Origin of the sequence: Streptomyces sp. NPDC014870, assembly GCF_043081505.1 — a bacterium.
GTDB lineage: Bacteria > Actinomycetota > Actinomycetes > Streptomycetales > Streptomycetaceae > Streptomyces.
This window is the reverse complement of record NZ_JBIBWQ010000016.1, coordinates 90,689-107,669: the sequence shown is the minus strand read 5'-3', so window position 1 is coordinate 107,669 and position 16,981 is coordinate 90,689. Positions and strand designations below refer to the sequence as shown.

12 protein-coding genes are annotated in these 16,981 nt (G+C 71.8%); 3 read left to right on the top strand and 9 right to left on the bottom strand.

The annotated features are described in order from the left end of the window. Positions 1–142 precede the first annotated feature (142 nt). From ACF09C_RS36420 to ACF09C_RS36395, 6 genes are all read right to left on the bottom strand, one after another. Positions 143–1,714 carry an APC family permease gene (locus ACF09C_RS36420; RefSeq protein WP_392097848.1) on the bottom strand — a complete coding sequence of 524 codons (1,572 nt, stop codon included), beginning with the start codon at positions 1,712–1,714 and terminating at the stop codon, positions 143–145. A gap of 257 nt (positions 1,715–1,971) precedes the next feature. Then, complete coding sequence (locus tag ACF09C_RS36415; RefSeq protein ID WP_392097846.1) at positions 1,972–3,432, bottom strand: aldehyde dehydrogenase family protein; 1,461 nt, start codon at positions 3,430–3,432, stop codon at positions 1,972–1,974. After that, the gene (locus ACF09C_RS36410; RefSeq protein ID WP_392097932.1) at positions 3,429–5,156 is read right to left on the bottom strand and encodes an amidohydrolase family protein; all 1,728 of its coding nucleotides are present in this window, start codon (positions 5,154–5,156) and stop codon (positions 3,429–3,431) included. The genes ACF09C_RS36415 and ACF09C_RS36410 overlap by 4 nt, the downstream gene beginning before the upstream one ends. A 167-nt stretch (positions 5,157–5,323) precedes the next feature. Next, entirely contained in the window at positions 5,324–6,448 is a 1,125-nt protein-coding gene (locus ACF09C_RS36405) for an LLM class flavin-dependent oxidoreductase (protein WP_392097844.1), read from the bottom strand. A gap of 112 nt (positions 6,449–6,560) precedes the next feature. After that, positions 6,561–7,322 carry an SDR family NAD(P)-dependent oxidoreductase gene (locus ACF09C_RS36400; protein ID WP_392097842.1) on the bottom strand — a complete coding sequence of 254 codons (762 nt, stop codon included), beginning with the start codon at positions 7,320–7,322 and terminating at the stop codon, positions 6,561–6,563. 17 nt (positions 7,323–7,339) lie between these two features. After that, positions 7,340–8,257 carry a TIGR03619 family F420-dependent LLM class oxidoreductase gene (locus tag ACF09C_RS36395; RefSeq protein WP_392097840.1) on the bottom strand — a complete coding sequence of 306 codons (918 nt, stop codon included), beginning with the start codon at positions 8,255–8,257 and terminating at the stop codon, positions 7,340–7,342. Between the two features lie 228 nt (positions 8,258–8,485). On the opposite strand from ACF09C_RS36395, the gene ACF09C_RS36390 reads away from it, so the two are divergent. Next, positions 8,486–9,361, top strand: coding sequence for a hypothetical protein (locus ACF09C_RS36390; RefSeq protein ID WP_392097838.1), 876 nt, complete (start codon positions 8,486–8,488; stop codon positions 9,359–9,361). A 78-nt stretch (positions 9,362–9,439) separates the two neighbouring features. Here ACF09C_RS36390 and ACF09C_RS36385 read toward each other — a convergent pair whose 3' ends face one another. After that, positions 9,440–10,657: an amidohydrolase family protein gene (locus ACF09C_RS36385; RefSeq protein WP_392097836.1), complete on the bottom strand. Its 1,218-nt coding sequence runs from the start codon at positions 10,655–10,657 to the stop codon at positions 9,440–9,442. Between the two features lie 176 nt (positions 10,658–10,833). Here ACF09C_RS36385 and ACF09C_RS36380 point away from each other — a divergent pair, with 176 nt between their 5' ends. Together ACF09C_RS36380 and ACF09C_RS36375 are read left to right on the top strand one after the other, a co-directional pair. Further along, on the top strand, positions 10,834–13,818 hold the full coding sequence (locus tag ACF09C_RS36380) for a BTAD domain-containing putative transcriptional regulator (RefSeq protein ID WP_392097835.1): 2,985 nt from the start codon (positions 10,834–10,836) through the stop codon (positions 13,816–13,818). Between the two features lie 203 nt (positions 13,819–14,021). Beyond that, positions 14,022–14,222 carry a hypothetical protein gene (locus ACF09C_RS36375; protein ID WP_392097833.1) on the top strand — a complete coding sequence of 67 codons (201 nt, stop codon included), beginning with the start codon at positions 14,022–14,024 and terminating at the stop codon, positions 14,220–14,222. Positions 14,223–14,503: 281 nt separating this feature from the next. On the opposite strand, the gene ACF09C_RS36370 is transcribed toward ACF09C_RS36375, so the two are convergent. Both ACF09C_RS36370 and ACF09C_RS36365 read right to left on the bottom strand, forming a co-directional pair. After that, positions 14,504–15,208, bottom strand: a complete 705-nt coding sequence (locus ACF09C_RS36370) for a hypothetical protein (protein WP_392097831.1) — start codon at positions 15,206–15,208, stop codon at positions 14,504–14,506. Between the two features lie 206 nt (positions 15,209–15,414). After that, the gene (locus tag ACF09C_RS36365) at positions 15,415–16,956 is read right to left on the bottom strand and encodes a FadD3 family acyl-CoA ligase (RefSeq protein WP_392097829.1); all 1,542 of its coding nucleotides are present in this window, start codon (positions 16,954–16,956) and stop codon (positions 15,415–15,417) included. Between the last annotated feature and the right edge of the window lie 25 nt (positions 16,957–16,981).

The window sequence follows — 16,981 nt, the reverse complement described above, 5'->3', positions numbered from 1 at the left end:
CCCAACGCCCGCCGACGGGGGCCCCCGCCCGGGCCTTGCCGCACGCGGCCCCCCCCCCCCCCGGCGGGGGGGGGGCCGGGGGGGGGCCCCCCCCCCCCCCCGCGTTCATGACTCAGGTGCACTCAGGCGTGCGTACGGCGTGTCAGTCGGCGACCACCAGCGACGGGGTCTCCTTCGTCAGCACCTCGCCGCGGAAGAACGCAGGGCTCCTGCGCTGCATGACCAGCATGATCACGAAGCCGACGAGGAGCAGTCCGACGCCGATCACGAAGACCGAGCCGACGCCGAGGACGGACGAGCCGCTGCCGTAGGCCGGGTCCCACATGTCGTACAGGGTCTTGCCGAAGACGGCGGTCAGCAGGATGCCGCCGAGGACCGGGCACAGGCCCTTGTAGAGGAAGTCCCGGCCGGAGCGGAAGAGCTCCTTGCGGAAGTACCAGGCGCAGGCGAACGCGGTCAGCGAGTAGTAGAAGCAGATCATCAGGCCGAGCGCGTAGATCGTGTCGACCAGGACGTTCTCGCTGACCAGGGTCATCACGGTGTAGAACGCGCCGGTCGCGACGCCCGCGATGATCGTGGCCTTGCCCGGCACCCTGAAGCGCGGGTGGACCTTGGCGAAGGACGGCGGGAGCGCCTCGTACGTCGACATCGCGAGCACGGTGCGGGCGACCGGGATGAACGTCGTCTGGAGGCTGGCCGCCGCGGAGGCGAGGACGGCGACGAAGAGCAGGACGCCGAGCGCGGGGCCCATGACCGGGCCCGCGAGAGCCGCGAAGACGTTGTCGGAGGTCTCCGGGTTGGCGAGGCCGAGTCCGGTGTCGCCGGAGCCGACGGCCATCTGCGCGGCGACGCCGGTGGCCAGGTAGGAGCCGACCAGGACGACCATCGCGATGAGCGCGGCGCGGCCGGGGGTCTTGGTGGAGCCCGTGGTCTCCTCGTTGGTCGCCATGCAGGCGTCCCAGCCCCAGTACATGAAGATCGACAGGGAGAGACCGGCCGTGAAGGCGGCGAAGGACTGGACGGCGAACGGGTTCATCCACTCCCAGGAGAAGGAGAGCCCGGTGTCGAAGGCGCCGCTGCCGGCCTTCTGGAAGGCCATCGCGACGAAGACCGCGAGGACGACGAGCTGGAGGCCGACGAGGGCGTACTGCACGCCCTTGGTGGCGGTCATGCCGCGGTAGCTGATCGCGGTCGCGATGGCGATGAGCGCGAGGCAGGTGACGATGTGGACGGCCTTGTTGTCGTCCAGGGCGGCGATGGACTCGGATCCGGTGATCTCACCGGCGAGGAGCCAGAAGTACGAGGTCGCGACGCCGGCCAGGTTGGAGAGCACGATGATCGTCGCGATGACGAGACCCCAGCCGCACATCCAGCCGATCTTGGGGCCGAAGGCCTTCACGGTCCAGGTGAAGGAGGTGCCGCAGTCGGGCATGACCCGGTTGAGCTCGCGGTAGGCGAAGGCGACGAGCAGCATCGGGAGGAAGCCGGCGAGGAAGATCGCGGGCATCTGGAGGCCGACCTCGCCGGCGGTGGAGCCGAGCGTGGAGGTCAGGCAGTAGACGGGGGCGACGGTCGAGATGCCGATGACGGCACTGCCCATCAGTCCGACGGAGTTTCCGCCGAGGCCCTTGCCACGTACGCCGTGGCTGTCGGTGGGAGCGGTGACGCCCCTTACCGTGTCTCCGGCCTGGGGCCGCGCTTCCAGCTGAGTCATGAACAGGACGTTAAGTGCTGCGGTTTCCACATCCGGAGGACGTAAGTCCGGGACGTTGACCGATCTTCACCTTGCATTGAGAGGGGCGCAAGACCTCTCGGCATTGATTGAAAGATCGACTGCCCGGTCGGACCGACCGATTGGTAGGCGTCTCACCGACCGTCCGATATACGGGAACCGCAGCACCGCCCCAAATGTCCGTTTCCAAATTTTCCCGAAGAGTTTTTCGAACGGGCCGGAACCTCGCGGGGAGCGGGTCAGCCCGGCCAGACCACCGCCTGCGTCTCGCTGTACGCGTGCAGCGCGTACGAGCCCACGTCCCGTCCGACCCCGCTCTTCTTGAAGCCGCCGAAGGGCGCCTCCATGTTCCGGCCGATCGTGTTCACCCCGACCCCGCCGGCCCGCAGCCGGGCCGCGATACGGAATGCGCGGGCCACGTCCCCGGACCACACGTAGTCGAGGAGCCCGTAGTCGCTGTCGTTGGCCAGCGCGACGCCCTCCTCCTCGTCGTCGAAGGGGACGACCACGACGACCGGACCGAAGATCTCCTCCCGCACCACCCGCATGTCGTTGGTGCAGTCGGCGAGCAGGGTCGGGGCGACGTAGAAGCCGCGCTCCATGTCGGGCCTGGCCCCGCCCGCCACCACCCGGGCACCCTCCTTCTTCCCCAGCTCGACGTACGCCTCCACCCGGTCGCGGTGGGCCGCCGAGATCACCGGCCCGACGACCGTGCCCGGGACCGTCGGGTCGCCGACCTTCATGAAGGCGAGGTAGCCGGTGAGCTTCTCGATCAGCTGCTCGTAGATCCCGCGCTGGGCGAGCACCCGGGTCGGGGCCGTGCAGATCTGGCCGCTGTAGAAGGAGAAGGTGGTGCCGATGCCCATCACGGCCGAGTCGAGGTCGGCGTCGTCGAGGACGAGCGCCGCGCCCTTGCCACCCAGCTCCATCAGCTGCCGCTTCAGGGCCCGGCCGCAGACCTCGCCGATCCGCTGCCCGACGGCCGTGGAGCCGGTGAAGGAGACCATGTCGACCTCGGGCGAGTCGACGGCCGCCTCGCCGACGGCGGCGCTCGTGCCCGTGACGACGTTGACGACACCGGCCGGGACCCCCGCCTCCTCCAGGGCCCTGGCCATCGCGAAGACGGAGAGCGGGTCCTGCGGGGCGGGCTTCACCACGACCGTGTTGCCCATGGCGAGCGCCGGGGCGATCTTACCGGCCGGGTTGGCCCAGGGGTTGTTGTACGAGGTGATGCAGGTGACCACGCCGACCGGGCGGCGCACGGCCACCGCGCCGAAGACCCCGGCCCTGCCCATGGGCCCGGCCTCGTTGATCTGCGGGGGAAGGGCCTGCTCTACGGGCTCCAGGGCGCCGCGCGCGTACCGCCGGAAGCGGGACGAGCCGACCGCGACCTGCATGCCGCGCGCGGTCCCGGTGGTCGCGCCGGTCTCGGCCTGCGCCAGGACCACGTTCTCCTCGGCGTCCCTGGCCATCAGGTCGGCGGCCCGGTCGAGGATCGCGGCCCGCTCCTCCGGTTTCGTCCGGGACCAGCTCGCGAAGGCCTCCCTGGCCGCGTCCGCCGCCTCGTGCACCTGGCGCGTGCTCGCCTCGGGCGCGAGGCCGACGACCTCCTCGGTGGCCGGGTTGACCACCTCGTAGTGCCCGCCGTCGGGCTCGACCCACGCGCCGCCGATGAACAGTCCCTGCGTCCGCTCGCTCATCGGGTGGACACCGTCCTCGTGTCGCGGCCGGAGCGCAGCACCCGGCCGGGTATCGCGCCGGTCACCTCGTCGTCGCGGATGGTCTCCACGCCGTTGACGCGGACGGAGACGATGCCGATCGCCCGCGAGTCGAGCCGGGGGCTGTCGCCCGGCAGGTCGTGCACGAGGGTCGCCGGGCCCGCGTCGATCCGCTCGGGGTCGAAGAGGACCAGGTCGGCGTGGTAGCCCTCGGCGATCCGGCCGCGCTCACGCAGCCCGAAGAGCCGGGCCGGGTCGTCGCTGAGCATCCTCACCGCCTGCTCCAGCGGGACCAGCTTCCGGCCGCGCAGACAGTCGCCGAGGAAGCGGGTGGTGTACGGCGCGCCGCACATCCGGTCCAGGTGCGCGCCGGCGTCGGAGCCGCCGAGCAGCACGTCCTCGTGCTCCCAGGTCTCGCGGCGCAGCGCCCAGGAGGCCGGGTCGTTGTCGGAGGGCATGGGCCACAGGACGGTCCTCAGCTCGTCGTTGGCGCAGATCTCGACGAGGCACTGGAAGGGGTCCTGACCGCGCTCGGCGGCGATGTCCTTGACGACCCGGCCGGTGAGCCCCTCGTTCTCGCGGCTGTACGTGTCACCGATGACGTACCGGCCGAAGTGCGCGAGGCGGCGGAAGACGCCGGCCTCCTTGGAGTCGGCGCGGCGGAGCATCTCGGCGCGGACGTCCGGGTCGCGGAGCTTCGCGATCCGCTCGGGGACGGGCAGGCCCAGGATCTCGCCCCAGCCGGGGATGAGGTTGAGGGCGCAGAACGTGCCGAGCGACATGTTCATGGGGGTGAGGATCGGCATGGTGAGGGCGACGATCCGGCCCCCGGACTTGCGGGCGCGTTCGGAGGCGACGAGCTGGCGCGGGACGCGCTCGGGGACGGCGGCGTCGATGGTGAGGACGTTCCAGTTGAGGGGCCGTCCGGCGGCGGCGGTCATGTCGACGAAGAGGTCGATCTCGTCGTCGGAGAACTGGTCGAGGCAGCCGGCCAGGATCGCCTCGATCTGGGTGCCCTCGTGCTCGCCGACGGCCTGGGAGAGGGCGATCAGCTCGGCGGGGGTGGCGTGCCGGGAGGCGACGGGAGCGCCGTCGCCGTCGGAGTGGGTGGACGACTGGGTGGTGGACAGGCCCCAGGCGCCGGCCTCCATGGCTTCGCGCAGGAGGGCGGTCATCCGCTCGATCTGCCCGGGGGAGGCCTCCCCGCCGACGGCGTCCGCGCCCATGACGTACCGGCGCAGCGCGCAGTGCCCGACCATGAAGCCCGCGTTGACGGCGATGCGCCCTTCGAGGGCGTCGAGGTACTCGCCGAAGGAGGACCAGCTCCAGTCGACGCCCTCCTCCAGGGCCTTGAGGGCCATGCCCTCGACCTTGGACATCATGCGGCGCGTGTAGTCGGCGTCCTCGGGCCGGTCCGGGTGGAGCGGGGCGAGGGTGAAGCCGCAGTTGCCGCCGGCGACGGTGGTGACGCCGTGGTTCATGGAGGGCGTGGCGAAGGGGTCCCAGAAGAGCTGGGCGTCGTAGTGGGTGTGCGGGTCGACGAAGCCGGGGGCGAGGACGAGCCCGCGCGCGTCCTCGGTGGTGCGGGCGACGGCGTCCGCTTCGGCGAGGACGATCCGCCCGTCCTTGATCCCGATGTCGGCGACGCGTGCGGGGGCGCCGGTGCCGTCCACGACGGTGGCGCCCTTGATCAGGTGGTCGAGGATCAGGGGGGCGGGGATCGGATGGTCGGCCATGACGGTCCTTTCGGCACGTGGACTGCCCCGGCCGGGAACCACGCAGTCGGCCGCGACTACGAGGCCCCCGGCCGGGGCCGGTGACGGGACGGCGATCCGGGAAGACACCGCCCCGCGCTCGTGGTGGGCGGGCGGTGTCAGGACCCGGCGGCGCTCCGGAAGCGGGTCGTGCGGTGGACCGGGTCCGTGTCGATCTTCGGGATCACGTGCTCGCCGATCAGCTTGATCGAGTTCATCGTGTCCTCGTACGGGACCCCGATCGGCAGGCCGAAGGAGAGCTGGTCGGCGCCCGCCTGCTCCCAGCGCTTGCACTGGGCGAGGACCTCCGACGGGTCGCCGCAGATCATCAGCTCCTCCTGGATGAGGAGTTCGATGATCTCCGCGCTGTACTCGGGCAGCAGCTCGGGCCACTCCGGGATGCCCTCGGGGCGCGGGAAGGTGTCGTGGTAGCGGAAGAGCAGCGACTGGAGGTAGTTCAGGCCGCCGCTGACGGCGATCTCGACGGCCTTGTCGTGGGTCTCGGCGCAGATCGCGGTCGAGGTGACCATGACGTTGTCGTTGACGAAGTCACCGACCGCCTTGGCCTCCTTGATGGCCGTCTTGTACGACTCGAGGACCCATTCCATGTCGGAGACCTTCTGCACGCTGAAGCCCAGCACCCCGAGCCCCTTCTTGCCCGCCATCGCGTACGAGGGCGGCGAGCCGGCCGCGTACCACATGGCCGGGTGGGACTTCCCGTACGGCTTGGGCAGGACCTTGCGCGGCGGCAGGGACCAGTGCTTGCCCTGGAAGCCGACGTACTCGTCCTGGAGCCACATCTTGGGGAACTCGGCGATCGTCTCCTCCCAGATCTCCTTCGTGTGGTTCATGTCGGTGATGCCCGGCATGAACCCGAGGATCTCGTGGGAGCCCGCGCCACGGCCCGAGCCGAACTCGAAGCGGCCCTGGGAGAGGTGGTCGAGCATCGCGACCTTCTCGGCCACCTTGACCGGGTGGTTGACCGGCGCGAGCGGGTTGAAGATGCCGGAGCCGAGGTGGATCCGGTCGGTCGCGTGGGCGAGGTAGCCCAGGTAGACGTCGTTCGCCGAGAGGTGCGAGTACTCCTCCAGGAAGTGGTGCTCGGAGGCCCAGGCGTACTTGAACCCGGACTTGTCCGCCTGGATGACGTACTCGGTCTCCTCCATCAGCGCCTTGTGCTCGGCCTCGGGATCGGTCTCGGCGCGCTTGCCGACGTATCCCTGTACGAAGATCCCGAATTCCAAGGGGGTTCACCGTCCTCGTTGTTTCTGACGTACCGTCAGATTCTCGATGTGCCCGACTTTCGCACCGCGTGGCGGGTGCGTCAATACCTGACGAGTCGTCAGACGTGACTCGTCAGAACAGCGCGACGCCCGCCAGCCACCCGCCGTCGATGACGAAGGGCTGACCGGTGATGTAGGAGGAGTCGTCGGCGGTCAGGAAGAGCGCGAGCGCCGCGACCTCCGCCGGCTTCCCGATCCGCCCCATCGGTACGAGCTTCTGGTAGAGCCCCGCCGTCGCCTCGGGGTCCACGCCCTCCGGATTGCTCATCGGGGTGTCGATCGCCCCTGGGCAGACCGCGTTGACCCTGATCCTCTTCGCCGCCAGCTCCAGGGCCGCGACGCGGGTGAGCCCGAGCACCGCGTGCTTGGTCGCGGCGTACGCGCCGACGCCCGCCATGCCCGTCAGACCGGTGTACGAGGCGGTGTTGACGATCGTGCCGCCGCCCGCCGCCGCGATCTCCGGCGCGACCGTCCGTATCCCCAGGAAACAGCCCACCTGGTTGACCTGGACGATCGCCTGGAACTCCTCCAGCGGGGTGGAGACCAGCTCGTTGAAGCGCAGGATGCCCGCGTTGTTGACCAGTCCGTCGATCCGCCCGAACCGCTCCTTGGCGAGGGCGACCGCCCCGGCCCAGTCGTCCTCGCTCGTGACGTCGAGGTGGACGTAGACCGCCCGCTCCTCCCCCAGCTCCTTGGCCAGCGCCTCGCCGGGCGCGTCGAGCACGTCCCCGAGGACGACCCGCGCTCCCTCCGCGGCGAAGAGCCGCGCCTCCTGCTCGCCCTGCCCGCGCGCCGCGCCCGTGATGACGACGACCCGCCCGTCCAGCTTGCCCATGTGCGTACTCCTCGCGTCTACAGGTGGGGGGCGACCTCGGCGGCGAACGCCGCCATCTGATCGGTGAGTTCGGTACGGCTCCGGGAGCGGAACCGGACCTGGATCTGGTGCACGCCCATCGCGCCGTACGCGCGCAGCGACTCGGCGAGGGCCTCCGGCTTGCCCGTCAGCGTGCGCCGGCCGGCCTCCCAGCCCGGCTCGCCGACGTACAGCGCCTCGGTGATCGCGCCGACGGTGATCGGCTCGGCGATCCCGGCCTCCTCACGGAGGCTCCCGAGCCGGGCGATCTGGGCGGCCAGCTTCTCCCTGGGGTCGCCCTGCGGCAGCCAGCCGTCGCCCTTGAGCGCGGCCCGGCGCACGGCGGCCGGCGAGGAGCCGCCGACCCAGACCGGCACCCGCTCCTGTACGGGCCGGGGCCGCTGCCCGAGGTCCTTGAAGGCGAACAGCTCCCCCGCGTGCTCCGGGAACTCCTCGGGCCCGAGGGCCGCCCGCAGCGCGTCGATCGTCTCGTCGAGGACGCCCCCGCGCCCGGCGAAGTCGGCCCCGACGGCCTCGAACTCCTCCTGCACGTGCCCAGCCCCGACCCCGAGGACCAGCCGGCCGCCCGAGAGGTGGTCGAGGGTCGCGTACGCCTTGGCGGAGACCAGCGGGTGGCGCAGCCCGACGACGGCCACGTGCGAGAGCAGCCGCACCCGCTCGGTGGCGGCGGCCAGGAAGGAGAGGGTGGCGACCGGGTCGTACCAGATGGTGCTCATCGGCCCGGCGAGCCGGCGCGGAATGGCGACGTGGTCGCAGCTCGCGATGTAGTCGAAGCCGGTCCGGTCGGCGACGCGGGCGATCTCCAGCAGATCACCGGGGCCCGCGTCGGCCTCCCAGGGCTCGGCATAGAGGGTGCTCTGCGACTGGACCGGGAGCTGCATCCCGTAGACCACCATGGTGGGACCCCCTGTTCTGGATCTGACGATTCGTCATATCGGTCGGCGGGTCTCATGCTTGCGTCTGACGACCCATCAGACAAGGGGTGCGCCGGGACGAGGTCCTGGAACGGTCCCGGGCATGTCGCGGAGCCGTAACCGGCTGAGCGACCCGCGCGACCGCCTCCGTACTCCCCCGCGAAGGCAGCACACGAAGGGCACCGACGCCCACACCACACAGGGGGAACCATGAAGATCCAGCGCCTCGGAGCGATCGCCGCCGTCACCACCGCGGCCGCACTCCTGCTCACCGCGTGCGGCGGTACGGAGGACAAGGCCGCGGGCAAGGCCGCGGACAGGCCCGCGGCGAACGGCGCGAGCTCCGCCGCCCCCGCCTCCTCGGAGTTCACCTCCCTCAGCGGCACCGCGAAGCAGAACAAGGCCGAGCCCAAGACCGGCGACTGGGCCAACTCGCCCGGCAAGCCGCAGAAGTGGGTGCAGCTGAGCGCCGCGAGCGCGGGCGCGCTCTCGCCGGTCGTCGTCAACGGCGCGGGCTTCACGCTCTACCGCTTCGACAACGACACCGCCAAGCCGTCCAAGTCCACCTGCGACGGCGCCTGCGCGACCACCTGGCCGCCGGTGGTCGTCAAGCCCGGCGGGCGGATCTTCATCGACGGGGTCAAGAAGTCCGACGTCGGCGTGGTCAAGCGGGACGACGGCAACCTCCAGGTCACCATCGGCGGCTGGCCCGTCTACCGCTTCAACAAGGACCTGAAGCCCGGCGACACCAACGGACAGGGCGTCGGCGGCACCTGGTTCGGCGTGACCCCGGACGGCAGGAAGGCGGGCGGCGGCGCGGGGTCCGGCGATTCCGGCTCCGGCGGGAAGAGCAGCGTGACCCTCTCCGACGAGAAGAACTTCGGCGACCCCTCGGAGGGCCTGGCCGGCACGGGCTGCCAGAACGTGGGGCGCGACAACAGCGCCTCCTCGCTGCAGGCGAGCGGCACGGTGAAGATCTGGACGGAGAAGGACTGCAAGGGCACGTCGAAGTCGGTGAGCGGCACCATCGCCGACCTGGCGTCGATCGGCTTCGACAACACGATCTCGTCCGTGCGCTTCGGCTGACCGGCACGGACGGACCCGGGAGGCCGCGCCCCGCGAGGGTCGCGGCCTCCCGGCGTCAGCGGGCCCGGCGTCAGCCGGTCACGGCACCCAGAGCCCGTCCGCCGTAAGACCGAGCAGTTCGATCGCGTTGCCGCGCACGATTCGCTCGACCACGTCCGGCGCGAGGTGGCCCATCTGGGCCTCGCCGACCTCCCTCGACTTGGGCCAGGTGGAGTCGGAGTGCGGGTAGTCCGTCTCGTAGAGGACGTTCCCGACCCCGATCGCGTCGAGGTTCTTCAGGCCGAAGGCATCGTCGAAGAAGCAGCCGTAGACGTGCTCGGCGAACAGCTCCGACGGCGGGCGCAGCACCTTCTCGGCGACCCCGCCCCAGCCCCGGTTCTCCTCCCACACCACGTCGGCGCGTTCGAGGATGTACGGGATCCAGCCGATCTGGCCCTCCGCGTACATGATCCGCAGGTTCGGGAAGCGCTCGAACTTGCCGCTCATCAGCCAGTCGACCATCGAGAAGCAGCAGTTGGCGAAGGTGATCGTGGAGCCTACGGCCGGCGGGGCGTCGGCGGAGGTGGACGGCATCCGGCTGGAGGAGCCGATGTGCATGGCGACGACCGTGCCCGTCTCGTCGCAGGCGCGCAGGAAGGGGTCCCAGTAGTCGGTGTGCACGGAGGGGAGGCCGAGGTGCGGCGGTATCTCCGAGAAGGCGACGGCCCGCACGCCCCGGGCGGCGTTCCGCCGGACCTCCTCGGCGGCGAGCTCGGCGTCCCAGAGGGGGATGAGGGTGAGCGGGATCAGCCGCCCGTGGGCCTCGGGCCCGCACCACTCCTCCACCATCCAGTCGTTGTAGGCCCGGATCCCGAGGAGCCCCAGCTCACGGTCGCTCGCCTCGGTGAAGGTCTGCCCGCAGAAGCGCGGGAAGGTGGGGAAGCAGAGGGCGGACTGGACGTGGTTGACGTCCATGTCGGCGAGGCGGTCGGGCACGGAGTAGGAGCCGGGGCGCATCTGCTCGTAGGTGATGACCTCGAGCCTGATCTCGTCCCGGTCGTAGCCGACGGCGGTGTCGAGGCGGGTGAGCGGCCGGTGCAGGTCCTCGTACACCCACCAGTCGCCGATCGGTCCGTCGTCGCCCTTGGCGCCCATGACGGGCGCGAACTTGCCGCCGAGGAAGGTCATTTCCTTCAGCGGCGCGCGGACGATCCGGGGTCCGGTGTCGCGGTACCTGGACGGGAGCCGGTCCCGCCAGACGTGAGGCGGCTCCACGGTGTGGTCGTCCACCGAGATGATCTTCGGGAAGGTCTCCATGCTTTCACGGTAGCGCCGATCTGACGACCCGTCAGCTCCTTGTGGCCGGACGGTTCGGCCGGAACCTGTCGGATCTTGGGGCGGGACTTGTGCAGACAGTCACCCGATGCTGACGCGCCCCCTCCGGACAAGGCAGACTGTCCAGGGCGAAACCAGCGGTACGGGCAGGGGGAGCTATGGACCGTGCGAACGGCCCGCGCGTTCCGGAGCAGCGCGCTCCGTCGACAGGTCCCGGCGTCGTCGGTCATGACGACCCCGGTCACGACCTGCGCTTCGGTGTGCTCGGCCCGGTGCGCGCCTGGCGCGACGGCGAGGCCCTGCCCTCCGGCTCCCCCCAGCAGCGCGCGCTGCTCGCCGCGCTCCTGCTGCGCGACGGGCGGACGGCCACGGCCGGCGAGCTGATCGACGCCATCTGGGGCGACGAGCCGCCCTCGCAGGCCCTGGCGGCGGTACGGACGTACGCCTCCCGCCTGCGCAAGGTCCTCAACCCCGGGGTGCTGGTCTCCGAGTCGGGCGGCTACGCCATCCGCACCGCCCGCTCCGGGGCGCTCGACCTGAACGTCGCCCAGGACCTGGCCGCGGAGGCCGACAAACTGCGCGGGGCCGGCGACCGCGCGGCGGCCCGCTCGCGACTGAACAAGGCCCTGGGCCTGTGGGACGGCGAGGCGCTGGCCTCCGTACCGGGGCCGTACGCCGAGACCCAGCGCACGCGCCTGGAGGAGTGGCGGCTGCAGCTCCTGGAGACGCGGCTCGACCTGGACCTGGAGGCGGGGGCGCACGCGGAGGCCGTCTCCGAGCTGACCGCGCTGACCGCGGCGCACCCGCTGCGGGAGCGGCTGCGCGAGCTGCTCATGCTGGCGCTCTACCGCAGCGGCCGGCAGGCCGAGGCGCTGGCCGTGTACGCCGACACCCGCCGGCTCCTCGCCGACGAACTGGGCGTCGACCCGAACCCGGAGCTCTCCCGCCTCCAGCAGCGGATCCTGCGCGCGGACGCCGAACTGGCACGCCCGGTCGAGGAGGCCGCACCCGCGCCGGCGGCGGCCGCCCGGCCCGCGCAACTCCCGGCGACCGTGCCCGACTTCACCGGCCGCGCCTCCTTCGTGCGCGAACTCGGCGACCAACTGGCCACCGCCGAGGGCTCCGTGATGGCGGTCTCGGCGCTCGCGGGCATCGGCGGCGTCGGCAAGACGACGCTCGCGGTGCACGTGGCGCACGAGGCCCGCCCGCACTTCCCCGACGGCCAGCTGTACGTGGACCTGCAGGGCGCGGGCTCCCGCTGGGCGGCGCCCGAGACGGTCCTCGGCGCCTTCCTGCGGGCCCTCGGCACGCCGGACTCGGCGATCCCCGACTCGCTGGAGGAGCGGGCGGCGCTCTACCGCTCCACGCTCGACGGCCGCCGGGTCCTGGTGCTGCTCGACAACGCGCGGGACGCGGCCCAGGTCCGTCCGCTGCTGCCGGGCACGGCGGGCTGCGCGGCGCTGGTGACCAGCCGGATCCGCATGGTGGACCTGGCGGGGGCGCATCTGGTGGACCTGGACGTCATGTCACCGGAGGAGGCGTTGCAGCTCTTCACCCGGATCGTCGGCGAGGAGCGCGTCTCGACGGAGCGCGAGGCCGCCCTCGACGTGGTCGCCGCCTGCGGCTTCCTCCCGCTGGCGATCCGTATCGCCGCCTCGCGGCTGGCCGCCCGCCGCACCTGGACGGTGGCGGTCCTTGCGGCCAAGCTCGCCGACGAGCGGCGCCGGCTCGACGAGCTCCAGGCGGGCGACCTCGCGGTCAAGGCGACCTTCGAACTCGGCTACGGCCAGCTGGAGCCGGCCCAGGCCCGCGCCTTCCGCCTCCTCGGCCTCGCGGACGGCCCGGACATCTCGCTGGCGGCCGCCGCGGCCGTCCTCGACCTGGAGCTCCACGCCACGGAGGACCTCCTGGAGGCCCTGGTCGACACGTCCCTCCTGGAGTCGGCCGCCCCGGGCCGCTACCGCTACCACGACCTCGTGCGCCTCTACGCGCGTGCATGCGCGGAGCGGGACGAAGAGCCCCCGACGGAGCGCGAGAAGGCCCTGTCGCGCCTCCTCGACTTCTACCTGTCGACCGCGGCCCGGGTGTACGCGATCGAGCGCCCGGGGGACCGGACCGTGGCGCATCTGGAGGCCACCGACCACGCGGGCCTGGAGTTCTCGGACCACGCCGAGGCCCTGGACTGGCTGCACGCCGAGGCCGACTGCGTACTCGCCTGCGCGCAGCAGTCCCTGGCGTCGGGGTCCCTTCGCCGGGCCGTCGATCTCCTGATGGCCACGAAGGACCTGGCCGAGTCCGGGGTCAACGCCCTGCGGTACGAGGTGGCGGCGGTCGCCGCGCGGAACGCGGCGCGAGAACTCCGGGACGCCCGCTCGGAGGGCCGGGCCCGGACCACCCTCACCCAGGCCTACAGCACCGCCGGGCGGTTCGACGAGGCCGACGAGGAGGCCCGGCTCGCGATGGACCTCGGGGAAGCGTCCGGGGACCCGTGGACCCGGGCGAACGCGCCGAACGAGCGCGGCATCCTCGCCCTGTACGAGAACCGTCACGTGGACGCGGAGAGCCATCTCTCGCAGGCACGGGAGGCGTTCCGACTCGACGCGAACAAGCCTGGCGAGGCGAGCGCGCTGTGCAACCTGTCGCGCGTCCACCTCGCGACGGGACGCGTGGCGAGCGCCGTCGAACTGGCGACCCAGGGCATCACCCTCTACCAGGAGGCCGACACCGGTCTCGCGCTGCGGCTGGCCAACGCCAAGTACGCGCTGGGCCTCGCGCTGACGGCGTCCGGGCAGACCACGCACGCCCGCGCGGTGCTCACCGAGGCGCTCAGCGTCTTCCAGGAGAGCCGGCAGCAACTGTGGCACGGGATGACCCTGTTCCGGCTCGCCGAGGTCCACCTCGCCGACCGCCGGTACGCCGCGGCGGCCGCCCACGCGGAGCAGGCGCTGTCCGTGCTCCACGGCATCGGCGGTGAGTGGCGCAGGGCCAACGTGCTGACCGTGCTGGGCCGCGGCCTCACCGCGCTCGGCCAGACGGACCGGGCGCGCGTGTGCTGGAGCGACGCCCTCGCGGTCTTCGAGAACCTCGGTTCGCCGGAGGCCCAGGACGTGCGTCTGCTGCTGCGGCCGGCGGCGGTTGCCTGACCCGGACCGGTCGTTCATCAATCGTTTATCGCCACACGGCAAGCTCGTCCTTGTCGACCCGTCGCGTCGGGGGGCACACGGTTCGACACGCGGCCCCACCGTTAAGGTGATCGGCCCTGGACGTCCGCCCGGCGGTCCTCGGGGGAATTGCCGGGCGTACGTCCCTCAGTCCCACAGTGCCTCATGACTTCAGGAGCTGCTTCATGGCCGACAACGTCAAGCCCACGGACTCGCACGCCACCGGCGAGGACATCGCCGCCATGGACTCGCACGCCACGGGCGCGCCCATCAAGCCGCTCGACTCCCACGCCACCGGCGAGGAGATCACGGCCATGGACTCGCACGCGACGGGCGCGCCCATCAAGCCGCTGGACTCCCACGCGACGGGCGACCCGCTCAAGTAGAGCCGAGCCGGCCCACGGGGGAACGGGGGACGGGGGCCGGCTCTTGCCGGGGGACGGCCGCGGCGGCACCGACGGGGGAGTCGCCGAGGCCGTAACCGTCCGGAAGCGAGCAGCGCACGCACTCGGGGGACGTCCACCGGGCCCGGGGGGACCCGAAGGACAGAGCGCGACACCGCACCGCGACCGGACAGGCAAGACGGAGGGGCCGGGCAGTCTGCCCGGCCCCTCCGGCCGTGCTCCGGGCCGTCGGCTTCCGACGGCGCGTGAGGTGAGCGTGCGGATCAGTTCCGCGCGTACGAGCCCAGCCCCACCAGGCAGTAGACGTACTCGTTGATCGTCGCGCCGTTGAGGGTGTAGCGGTGGGAGAAGGCGTACTGGGTCTTCGGGTTGCTGTTGCACTTGTTCAGGTCCGAGGTCAGCGGGAACGTCTGGATGACCTTGTAGTGCGCGTCCGACGCCGAGCAGGAGACCTCCTCCACGTTGCTGACGCTCTGCGCGGTCTCCGAGTCCGGGAGCTGTCCGTTCAGGCAGGTGCCCTTGGTGTACGGGTCCGGGGCCTTCTCGGTCGTCGGGGCCGGGGTCGGCTCCGTGGTCGCGTCGAGGGGGTTCTCGAAGGTCGCGGTCGCCGAGGGCGTCGAGCCGCCGCCCGTGTTGTCGGCGCTGTCGCTGTCGTCGTTCGAGAAGATCAGGAACCCGATCACCCCGGCGACGACGAGCGGCACGATGCAGCCCAGGACACCGGACTTGCGCTGCGGAGCCGCCTGCCCGGCGCCGGCACCGGGGCCGGCGAAGAGGTTGACGCTGATGCGCAGGTTGACCACCGACCCGTCGGCGGTGCGCGCCGGGACGAGGTCGCCGTGGCGGCAGGGCGGGACGGAGATGTTCGTGGGACCGGTCGGCAGCTGGACGGTGATGATCACGCCTGTGGCGGCCTGCTGCGGGGTGAGCGTGAGAGGGAACTCGGGCGTCGACACCAACTGCTCCAAGGGGTGAGGCTAGGCACTGGGGACGGGGAAAGGGTGCGGTGCGGTGCGGAGTGCTGTGCTGCGGTGGTGCTGGGGACGTGCTCGGTGCCGCCCGCTCGGGCGGTGCCCTGCGGGCGTTGCCGCGCGGGACGCCGCCGCTGTCCTGCTCGTACGGCTGACATCTTGGCCCCTATGACGTGTACTCGACCATCCCCGGTTGCACCCCGCTACCGCCCCCGCAGCACCCCCTTCACGACCTTCCCGCTCGCGTTCCTCGGCAGCTCCCCCACGAACTCCACCGCCCTCGGGACCTTGTAGTTCGCCATCTCCCGGCGAGCCCACGCGATCAGGTCGTCCGCCGTCACCGTCGCCCCCGGGCGGCGGACCGCGAAGGCCTTGCCGACCTCGCCCAGGCGGGCGTCCGGGACGCCGATGACCGCGACGTCGGCGATGTCGGGGTGAAGGCCCAGGAGTTGCTCGATCTCGGCCGGGTAGGCGTTGAAGCCGCCCACGATGAACATGTCCTTGATGCGGTCCGTGATCCGCAGGTTGCCCGCCTCGTCCAGGACGCCCACGTCGCCCGTGTGCAGCCAGCCGTCCGCGTCGATCGCGCGCGCCGTCTCCGCCTCGTCCTCGAAGTAGCCGCTCATCACGTTGTGGCCGCGCACCAGGACCTCGCCCGCCGGCGAGAGGCGGACCTCGGTGTCCGGGATCGGGCGGCCCGAGGTCGTGGCGACGACCTCCGCCGGGTCGCCCCGGCGGCACATCGTGACGATCCCGCTCGCCTCGGACAGGCCGTACGCCGTCAGGACCGTGCCCACGCCCAGCTCGCCCCGCAGCCGCTCCACCAGCCGCAGCGGCACCACCGCCGCGCCCGTCACCACCAGGCGCAGCGCCGAGAGGTCGTGCGCCGCGCGCGTGGGGTGGTCCAGGATCGACTGGTGCAGCGTCGGCGGGCCCGGCAGCACCGAGATCCGTTCCGCCGCGATGTTGGCGAGGACCGTGTCCACGTTGAAGACCGGCTGCGGGATCATCACCGCGCCCCGCATGAGGCAGGCGATGATCCCGGCCTTGTAGCCGAAGGTGTGGAAGAAGGGGTTCACGATCAGATAGCGGTCACCCTCCCTCAGGCCCGCCAGCTCCGACCAGATCGCGTAGCAGCGCAGGGTCTGGGCGTGCGTGATCACGGCACCCTTCGGTGCGCCCGTCGTCCCGGAGGTGTAGATGATGTCCGAGGGGGCCGAGGGGTCGAGGGCGTCCGCCCGCGCCCGGACCTGCGCCCCGCTCACCCCGTCGCCCTCCGCCAGGAACGACTTCCAGGTGACGTAGTCGTCCGGCGCGGTCTCGCCGAGGACCACCACCCGTTCCAGGTCCGGGAGTTCGACCTCCGCGCGGCGCAGGGACGCGACGTACGAGGTGCCGAGGAAGGTGCCGGTGATGAAGAGCAGCTTGGCCCGGGAGCGGGAGAGGACGTACGCCGCTTCCGTTCCCTTGAAGCGGGTGTTCAGCGGGACGAGTACGGCGCCCGCCGTCACCGCGCCGAGCGCGGAGACGATCCAGTCCAGGGTGTTCGGCGCCCAGATCGCGACCCGGTCGCCCCGCTCCACGCCCGCCGCCATGCAGGCCGCCGCCGCCCGCTCGACCCGGGCGCCCAACTCCTCGTACGAGACGCGGGTACGGCCCTCGACGACCGCCTCCGCGCTGCCGTACCGTTCGGCCGCCGAGCGCACCAGGCCCGCTATGGAGCCCCACTCCAGGTCACCGCGCATAACCGCCCCTCCCGTCGCACCCAGG

Bases quoted from the DNA above. Each gene is read 5' to 3' on its own strand.
- ACF09C_RS36415 (WP_392097846.1), bottom strand. From the start codon at position 3,432: ATGAGCGAGCGGACGCAGGGACTGTTCATCGGCGGCGCGTGGGTCGAG.
- ACF09C_RS36395 (WP_392097840.1), bottom strand. From the start codon at position 8,257: ATGGTGGTCTACGGGATGCAGCTCCCGGTCCAGTCGCAGAGCACCCTC.
- ACF09C_RS36375 (WP_392097833.1), top strand. From the start codon at position 14,022: ATGGCCGACAACGTCAAGCCCACGGACTCGCACGCCACCGGCGAGGAC.
- ACF09C_RS36385 (WP_392097836.1), bottom strand. From the start codon at position 10,657: ATGGAGACCTTCCCGAAGATCATCTCGGTGGACGACCACACCGTGGAG.
- ACF09C_RS36390 (WP_392097838.1), top strand. From the start codon at position 8,486: ATGAAGATCCAGCGCCTCGGAGCGATCGCCGCCGTCACCACCGCGGCC.
- ACF09C_RS36400 (WP_392097842.1), bottom strand. From the start codon at position 7,322: ATGGGCAAGCTGGACGGGCGGGTCGTCGTCATCACGGGCGCGGCGCGC.
- ACF09C_RS36420 (WP_392097848.1), bottom strand. From the start codon at position 1,714: ATGACTCAGCTGGAAGCGCGGCCCCAGGCCGGAGACACGGTAAGGGGC.
- ACF09C_RS36380 (WP_392097835.1), top strand. From the start codon at position 10,834: ATGGACCGTGCGAACGGCCCGCGCGTTCCGGAGCAGCGCGCTCCGTCG.
- ACF09C_RS36365 (WP_392097829.1), bottom strand. From the start codon at position 16,956: ATGCGCGGTGACCTGGAGTGGGGCTCCATAGCGGGCCTGGTGCGCTCG.